The organism is Sporomusa sp., assembly GCF_057736855.1.
This window is the reverse complement of the sequence record NZ_JBYKYF010000124.1, coordinates 1-8,769: the sequence shown is the minus strand read 5'-3', so window position 1 is coordinate 8,769 and position 8,769 is coordinate 1. Positions and strand designations below refer to the sequence as shown.

At 41.1% G+C, this 8,769-nt stretch carries 8 protein-coding genes; 3 read left to right on the top strand and 5 right to left on the bottom strand.

From position 1 onward, the window contains the following. Window positions 1–250 precede the first annotated feature (250 nt). From AC29Z1_RS09610 to AC29Z1_RS09590, 5 genes are all read right to left on the bottom strand, one after another. On the bottom strand, window positions 251–1,105 hold the full coding sequence (locus AC29Z1_RS09610) for a methyl-accepting chemotaxis protein (RefSeq protein ID WP_488271243.1): 855 nt from the start codon (window positions 1,103–1,105) through the stop codon (window positions 251–253). 68 nt (window positions 1,106–1,173) lie between these two features. Continuing rightward, on the bottom strand, window positions 1,174–2,508 hold the full coding sequence (locus AC29Z1_RS09605) for a short-chain fatty acid transporter (protein ID WP_488271242.1): 1,335 nt from the start codon (window positions 2,506–2,508) through the stop codon (window positions 1,174–1,176). 87 nt (window positions 2,509–2,595) lie between these two features. After that, window positions 2,596–3,240, bottom strand: a complete 645-nt coding sequence (locus AC29Z1_RS09600) for a 3-oxoacid CoA-transferase subunit B (RefSeq protein ID WP_488271241.1) — start codon at window positions 3,238–3,240, stop codon at window positions 2,596–2,598. Window positions 3,241–3,255: 15 nt separating this feature from the next. Continuing rightward, window positions 3,256–3,903, bottom strand: a complete 648-nt coding sequence (gene atoD, locus AC29Z1_RS09595; RefSeq protein ID WP_488271240.1) for an acetate CoA-transferase subunit alpha — start codon at window positions 3,901–3,903, stop codon at window positions 3,256–3,258. Between the two features lie 213 nt (window positions 3,904–4,116). Next, on the bottom strand, window positions 4,117–5,640 hold the full coding sequence (locus tag AC29Z1_RS09590) for a sigma-54 interaction domain-containing protein (RefSeq protein ID WP_488271239.1): 1,524 nt from the start codon (window positions 5,638–5,640) through the stop codon (window positions 4,117–4,119). Between the two features lie 177 nt (window positions 5,641–5,817). Between AC29Z1_RS09590 and AC29Z1_RS09585 the strand changes: the two genes are divergently transcribed. The 3 genes from AC29Z1_RS09585 to AC29Z1_RS09575 form a co-directional block, all read left to right on the top strand. Next, complete coding sequence (locus tag AC29Z1_RS09585) at window positions 5,818–6,999, top strand: acetyl-CoA C-acetyltransferase (RefSeq protein ID WP_488271238.1); 1,182 nt, start codon at window positions 5,818–5,820, stop codon at window positions 6,997–6,999. A 20-nt stretch (window positions 7,000–7,019) separates the two neighbouring features. Further along, window positions 7,020–7,844, top strand: coding sequence for a beta-keto acid cleavage family enzyme (locus AC29Z1_RS09580; protein ID WP_488271237.1), 825 nt, complete (start codon window positions 7,020–7,022; stop codon window positions 7,842–7,844). Between the two features lie 17 nt (window positions 7,845–7,861). Next, window positions 7,862–8,769 (top strand): 3-hydroxyacyl-CoA dehydrogenase family protein (locus AC29Z1_RS09575; protein ID WP_488271236.1); only part of this gene is annotated, 908 nt, incomplete at its 3' end.

The window sequence follows — 8,769 nt, the reverse complement described above, 5'->3', positions numbered from 1 at the left end:
ATAATGTTATAACCCATGGTGGTTATGATTATTGGGATTTGCCTTTTAACTGGACTTTGTCTTGGAATCACAAATTGTAAAATGAATTTATTAATACTTAGAAATTATTACAATAATACCCTCATTCGTTTAGTACGAGTGAGGGTTTTATGTTAACATTATTACATTTCGTTGTCATTATTGTTTATAAACAGAGGAAAGCTGCTTTTGCAGTCTTGGGAAAGTGGTAGTTGCCAAAATGTCTATGATATTAGGTATGGAATAAATCATCTGATATTCGGTCTAACTCTTCGGCCATGATATTAGCTTCTTCGACTTCTTTAGCTACTTCGGTGATGGCTGTGGCGATCTGTCCGATCAGGTTTTCAATATTGGTAACTTGACGGTAGTTTTCTTCGTTGCCTGTTTTTATCATATTGACTACGGAAGCAACTTTCTTTACTGACTGCTCACAGGTAGTTGCTAAGTTCCTAATTTCGGTTGCAACGACAGAAAAAGTTCGGCCATGTTCGCCTACTCTGGCAGCCTCTATGGAGGCGTTTAATCCCAAGAGGTTGGTTTGTGTCGATATGTTCTTAATTAAGTCTAAGACTTGTTCTATTTCCTGGGCTTGATTCATAGATTCAGTTACTTTTTGAGCCGATGTATTGCTTATGGCGGCGATCTCTTGTGCTTGAGCAGATATTTCCTCAGAAGTACTTGCCAAAACACTGATACTATTGGCCAACTTGCTAGCCATATTTTTTATGCGTTCTTGCCTGTCAATTGGTTCAGCTACCGATAAACACCCTATTACTTCGCCGGCACGGTTATGAATAGGATAAGCATAAGCAATATATGGAATACCAAAAGCTGTCTTGTCGGCGCGAACAACCACTCTGCGGTTTTCGGCTACTGCTATAAATACGGAAGTACCCTCTTTTAGCGGTGTACCTGGTGCAATGTTTAGGTTAATTTTTTTACTGGGTTTTGTCAGGAGATATTTTTCTCGGTCAGTTACCGCGACACAATAATCGTTTGGTAATAACTCGGTCAGTATAGGGGCTACATGCAGGTAACATTTCAGAATCTCAGTGTCTGTCATAGCGCTCATTCCTTTTCGCATATTATACATGGCTAAAAAGAGAAAATCCTCCTGTAGAGGATTTTCTCTTTTTTTTCAAATAAAGTGCATTAGTGTGGTATTAAAAGAATTCCTGCAATGGCAACGATATTGCCAATGATAAATAAAAGTACCGAAAAGCCCATTAAATCGCGCAGGCTCATGTTAGCAATAGCGAGTAATGGTAATGCCCAGAACGGACATACGATATTCCAAATGCTCTCGCCCCAAGCTACGCCCATAGCTACTTTCCATGGTTCTACGCCCAGCTCTGCGGCTGCAGGTAACATAAATGGCGCTTGAACAACCCAGTGTCCACCAGCAGAAGGAACAAATATACTAATAATAAGAGATGAGAAGTAACAAGCTAATTCAAAAGTTTCGTAAGTCGAAATATTTAGTAACCAATCTGAAATAACATGCACTAATCCGCTGCCGTGCATGATTCCCATTATACCAGCATAGAAAGGGAATTGCAAAATAATGCCGCTGGCAGTAGCAGTACCTTTGGAAATTGCCTTTGCGTAATTAACTAAAGTACCGTGGGCTAATATTCCCATTACGATAAACATAAAGATCAATATGTTAACATTAAGATTAAAGCCATTTTTCATAAAATACATGCCAAGGTAAACCAAACCAGCTAAACCCAGCGTATAGTTTAAGAAACGGCTGTTATCCATTTTGTCGGCTAAGAAGGATTCCGTTGTAGTGGCGGCTGCAATTTCAACTTTTTCGTCTTCCAGCCTGGAAACATCGGCTAATACAACGTCTTCTTTCTTTTTAGGGAGCATGAGAACGCAAACAAAGGGGATTAAAATGGCTAAGGTAAAAGTAATTAGCATAGCCTGAGGATGGAAAATAGTCTGAGTCAGAGGAACCAATCCCATTTGGCTTTCGAGGAAATGGCCTTTGGTGTTAATGACTAGCGGTACAGAAGCTGATAGTCCGCCGTGGGTAATAATAATGCCAGAAAACGCTGCAGTAACAAGAACACGGAAGTCGGTGTCTCTATGCTGTTTTGCGGCTTCTCGCGCAAGAAAACCACCTGCGATCAAGCCTAATCCCCAGTTTAGATAATAAAGAAACATGGAGGCAAAACCAATGAATAGTATGGTTTGTGTCGGTGTCTTGGGAATAAGGACAATTTTCTTCAAAAAGTTACGTACTATATTAGCAGAGGCTAAAGCATAACCAGTTATCAAAACTAATGACATTTGCATTGCAAAGGCTAAAATATCAAAGAAACCTTTGCCCCAGTACTCAGCAACTTCAAGCGGAGTTTTATGGGTTACAATCATGGCCATAGCACCAACAAATAAAGTAATAACCCATACGATGGTAAACGGATCCGGTAAATACCTTTGCATCAAGTTCACAAAGAACATGAGCACGCGATTAATCATATTTGCACATCCATTTCTTTAAATTTTAGTGTGATTAGTGGACAAATTTTATTGCGGTAACTAGAACTAGACGAATTTTTAGTGCGATTACGACATTACCTTGAGGTTTGGAGAAATAATGTAATCTGCTTCGGTACTTTTGCGGATCATCGATTCAGTCACATTAGGTGCTATTTCTGTCAACAGTAACCCATTTTCTGTTACCTCAAAGACACATAAATCTGTAATAATTAAATCTACTTCTTTAGAAGCTGTCAAAGGTAGTTGGCATTTTTTTCTGATTTTGGGTACCCCACCTTTGCCAACATGCTCCATGGCCACAATAACCCGTTTGGCGCCTACGACAAGATCCATTGCACCACCCATGCCTGGTACAATTTTTCCTGGCACCATCCAGTTGGCCAAGTTACCTTCCTGGTCCACTTCCAATGCACCTAGAATTGTGGCGTCCAGGTGTCCGCCGCGGACGATAGTAAAAGACATGGCACTATCAAACATAGCGCCGCCTGGTAGTACACCAGCCGGCTGACCACCGGCGTTTGTCAAATCGGGATCAGGATTTTCGCCTGCTGGCCCAAGACCAATGAATCCATTTTCGGAATGTAGGATGACTTTTTTATCACTTGGTAAATATTCTGCAACTAATGTAGGTATGCCTATGCCTAGGTTAACTACATCTCCGTTTTTTAGTTCCTGAGCAACTCTTTTTGCAATGAGAACTCTGCTTTCCATTACTTTTCTCCACCTTTAAGCCTGAATAATACTGTCTACAAAGATTCCGGGCAACATAATTTCGTCTGGATCCAATTCGCCTGTAGGTACAATATGTTCTACTTCTGCAATGACATAATCAGCGGCAGTTGCCATTTGCGGATTAAAATTTCGGGTGGATCTTCTGAATATCAGGTTGCCATCAGTATCAGCTTTGTAGGCCTTTATTAAGGCAATATCGGCTCTAAGTGGAGTTTCCAATAAATAGGTGCGGCCATTTACCTCAATAGTTGACTTGCCTTCGGCAACAATAGTTCCTAGACCGGTAGGAGTCAGTACTCCGCCCAGCCCTGCTCCGCCAGAACGGATTCGTTCGATTAATGTACCCTGTGGTGATAACTCAACCTCTAATTCATTAGCATTCATTTGCCGTCCGGTTTCGGGATTGGTTCCAACATGAGAAACAATTACTTTTTTGACTTGGCGATTAACAATTAGTTTACCAATACCGCGATCAGGAAAACCAGTATCATTGGCGATAATCGTAAGGTTTTTGTATTTCCTGTCGACTATTGCGTCAACTAGACGGTTTGGTGTTCCGATAGCTAAAAATCCGCCGATCATTAGAACCATCGAATCTTTAATTTTGGCTGCAGCATGATCTAAAGTAATTACTTTTGGCATTATTTCCCCCTCAGTTTTAGTTATTAAGCCTTTAACACCCACTACTATATAAATTGCAAGAAACGTGCCAAGGCAATATTTGCTCAATAATTAAAAATTTATTAAAAAACTCTGTATCCTGAGACAAGTCTGATGATAATTTTCAACGCAAAATTTGTCGAATTATCTGTTAAACGTACTCAGTTCTCAGGTTTTAAGAGATGAAAAAACGCATCAGGCCTGATGCGTTTTTTCATCTCTTAAAACAATTCCCAGTTTTTTAGCTTTCTTTACAATGGTTGATTGGTCAACCTTCAGTGCTTTGGCAGCTTTTCGGGTACTTCCGTATAGCGCCAGTGCTTCTTGGATAGCCTTTTTTTCTACATCACTTACAAGTTCTTTAAGACTTTTCTCTTGTAAAGAAACCTTGTCTGAATGGGATGGGGTTAAATTAAGCAGAGCCCCTAATTGCTCATTACTTACTTTACCGTTTGGTTCAGAGATAATAACAAGCCTTTCAATAATATTTTGTAATTCACGAATATTTCCCGGCCAAGGGTATTGCTGCAGCATTTCAAAGCCAATAGGGTCTATGGTGATGTTCTTTGAATATTTCGCTTTATAGGTATCTAGGAAATAGCGAGCTAAGGGCTCAATATCTTCAACGCGCTCCCGTAATGGCGGAATATGGATAGGGAAGACATTTAATCGATAGTATAAGTCCTCACGGAAGCGTCCTTGTTTTACCATATCCTTTAAATCACAGTTTGTCGCCGACAGTATTCTTACATCTAATTTAATCGGCTTAGTGCCGCCAATACGAGTGATTTCTTTATGCTGGATGACTCTGAGCAGCTTTGACTGCAGTTCTAGCGGCATATCCCCAATTTCATCAAGCAAAATCGTACCTTTATCCGCTAATTCAAATAATCCGATTTTACCTGAACTGGTAGCCCCGGTAAACGCACCTTTGGCATAACCGAAAAGTTCTGCTTCTAGCAAATTGGCAGGAATGGCTGCACAGTTAACTTTGATATACGGCTTGTCCTTTCTTGTACTATTTAGATAGATTTCATTCGATACGACTTCTTTGCCGGCTCCGGTTTCACCTGTAATTAATACGGTTACATCCAATTTCGCTACTTGCTGGATTTGCTTCATAATTTGCTGTGTCTGAATACTGGTTCCAATTATATTATTGTTTAACTGCGATTTTCTGAGATGTTCGGCTTCCAAAGCGCTTTTTACTTTATCTTTTTCTACCGCTTTCATCTTTCGCTGCGAGGCTTCCAACTCACTTTTCATCTGGAGTAAATCCGTGATTTCTCTATCAATGACAACGACTTTCTTTACATTGCCATTGGCATCAAAAACCGGGCTGCCGGTGACTAGCATTTTGGTTCCGTTTCGTAGGCTTTCAGCCATGGCATTTACTTGTTTTTTACTTTTAATTACTTCTGGGCTTACCGCATTCAGGTATATTCCTTCTTCCATAAGTTCATCAACATATTTTCCAAGTACTTCATGGGGTTCAATGCCAGTAATTCTTGTATAGGCTTTATTAACATACAGCGTCTTTCCCTCGCCGTCAGTAAGATAAATGCCATCATATAAATGATCGCCAATCTCAAAAAAGTCGCGCATATCAACCAGAACCTGCCGCAGACTGGCGACAATTTCTTGGCGAGAGGAACTATCTAAAATGCCTTTCTCAATTTTTTTTATTGTGTTCTGCAATATGCTTTCGCTACTTACCATTATATTTTTCAATACTCTCACGCCTTTTTTAGATTGTACGTATCCAAAACTAATGATACCGAATCAATATAAAAATGTAAATAATGAAAAACTTCCTTCTCTGTTTTTGTGACTTTGGCATAAAAATTGCAATTGTATAAGAGTGAGCCTTACAACACCCACAAGGAGGATGAAGTTTTGAAAGAAGTTGTTATTGCCGCAGCATACCGAACAGCTATTGGTAGCTTTAACGGCACACTTGCACCTTTATCTGCTGTCGAACTTGGCAGTACTATTATTCACGCCACGCTGGAGAAAGCTAACTTGTCACCATGTGATGTTGACGAAGTCATCATGGGGAACGTACTCCAGGCTGGCTTGGGACAAAACCCTGCCCGCCAAGCGGCGATAAAAGCTGGTCTTCCTATCGAAGTGCCTGCTTATACTATTAATAAAGTTTGCGGTTCCGGCTTAAAGGCTGTTAACTTAGCTGCTCAGGCTATTTTGGCTAACGATGCTGATGTTGTTGTCGCGGGCGGGATGGAAAGCATGACCAACGCTCCTTACGTTTTAGAAAGCAAAGCGCGTTGGGGATATCGCATGGGCAACAGCAAATTAGTTGACGTCATGATTCAAGACGGTCTGTGGTGTGCCTTCAATGATTATCATATGGGCATCACTGCTGAAAATGTTGCCGAAAAATATGGTATTACCCGTGAAATGCAGGACCAGTTAGCTTATGAATCGCAAACCAAGGCGATAAATGCCATTGATAATGGTGCTTTTAAACAAGAAATTATTCCTATAACCATTAAAGGCAAAAAAGGTGACATCATTTTTGATACTGATGAATATCCTAAACACGGTACTTCGCTGGAAACACTGGCAAAATTGCGTACAGCGTTCAAAAAAGACGGCACCGTTACTGCCGGTAATGCTTCTGGCATTAACGATGGCGCTGCAGCTCTTGTCGTTATGTCTGGAGAAAAAGCCAAAGCGCTTGGAATTAAGCCTTTAGCAAGAATTATTGGCTATGCTTCCGGCGGGGTTGATCCATCTATCATGGGAATGGGCCCTGTATCGGCCACTAAAAAAGCTCTTGCCAAAGCTGGATTGACGGTAGACGATATCGATTTATTCGAAGCAAATGAAGCTTTTGCTGCTCAGTTCTTGGCTGTCGGCAAAGAATTGGGACTTCCAAAAGAAAAAATCAATGTTAACGGCGGTGCCGTAGCTCTTGGTCATCCGATTGGTGCTAGCGGTGCCCGCATCCTAGTAACTCTTATCCACGCTATGCAACAGCGTCAAGCCAAGCGCGGGCTTGCTACACTGTGTATCGGCGGCGGTCAGGGTATAGCAACAATTGTAGAATTAGTCTAATTTTTTATGAGGTGATTTACATGATGGAAAAAACAATTATTACCGTTGCTACCACAGGCGCATGGCCTACTAAGGAACACAATCCCAACATCCCCTTAACTCCTGAAGAAATTGCAAATGATGTATATGAATGCTGGAAAGCCGGCGCTGCTGTTGCACATCTTCACATGCGTGATGATGAAGGCAAAGGTACCATGTCCATCGATAAATTCCGCGAAACTGTTAAGTTAATCAGAAGCAAATGTGATATTGTACTTAACCTTACAACCTCTGGCGACCTGAATGCTACCGAAGAAACTAGAATGGCTCATCTCATTGAGTTAAAGCCTGAATTGGCCTCTTATGACTGCGGTTCTATGAACTGGATGCACAACAGCGTGTTCCTTAACCCTCCTCATTTCCTCGAAAAACTTGGCAAAACCATGATGGAAAATGGCGTAAAACCAGAAATTGAAATTTTCGACGCCGGTATGATTTATAATTCCATCTATTATATGAAAAAAGGTATTATCGCTCAGCCTGCTCATTATCAGTTTGTATTGGGTGCTGCCGGCGGTACTGCTGCAACGATTGAAAACCTGGTATACCTTAAAAATCTGTTGCCACAAGGATCTACCTGGTCCGCGCTGGGAATTGGCCAAGGACATCTGCCTATCATGATGGCAGCTATTGCAATGGGCGGTCATGTTCGTGTAGGTATGGAAGATAACGTATATTATGCTAAGAACCAATTGGCTGAGTCCAATGCTCAATTTGTTGCTCGTGCAGCCAGACTGATTAAAGAAGCTAACAGAACTGTTGCAACCCCAGATGAAGCAAGAGAAATTCTTGGCTTAAAAAAATAAAATAGGAGATAAGCAACATGATAAATAAAATTGGTGTTATCGGCGCAGGCACTATGGGCCATGGCATTGCCTTATCCTTTGCCTTATATGGTTATGATGTAAATATGTATGATGCCTATGAAGAGCAATTAACCAAAGCAATGAAGAACATTGCTGATGCGTTGGCACTTCTGGCTGAAGAGGATTTTATTAAACCAGAGGATATTGAGGCTACTCTTGGCCGGATTAAGGTTCATAATGACCTTAAACAAGCGGTTGAAGATAGGGATTATGTGATTGAAGCTGCTCCGGAAAAAATGGAGCTTAAGCAAAACCTGTTTAAGCAGTTGGACGAGTATTGTCCTAAACATACTATTTTCGCCAGCAACACCTCCAGCCTTAAGCTGGATGGCATGATGGCGCTGCTCCCAGAAGAACGCAAGCAGCGCATGATTGTTAACCACTGGTACAACCCCGCTCATTTAATGCCGATTGTTGAACTTTCCTGTTTCGGTAATATGCCGGAGGAAATCTACAAAGAAGTTGAGCAATTATATAAAAGTATTAAAAAGCAGACTGTCAAAGTGCTGAAAGATGTTCCTGGACTTGTTGCTAACCGCATTCAGCAGGGTGTTGCCAGAGAAGTGTTTTCTTTAATTGAGCAAGGCGTTGCTGAACCTGCCGATATTGATAAAGCGTTGAAATTCGGTCCTGCTTTCCGTTATGCTACAACGGGTCAATTGGAGGTAGCTGATTTCGGTGGACTGGATATCTGGTGCATTGTTGGCGACAATCTGTTAAAAGAAATGGATAATCGACAAGGTGCCAACGACCTTCTGAAGCAAAAAGTCGCCGAAGGTAAACTGGGAATTAAAACTGGTGAAGGATTCTACAAATATGATCCAGCAGAAATTCCGGCCATTACGAAAAAATTCGCTAAAAAATT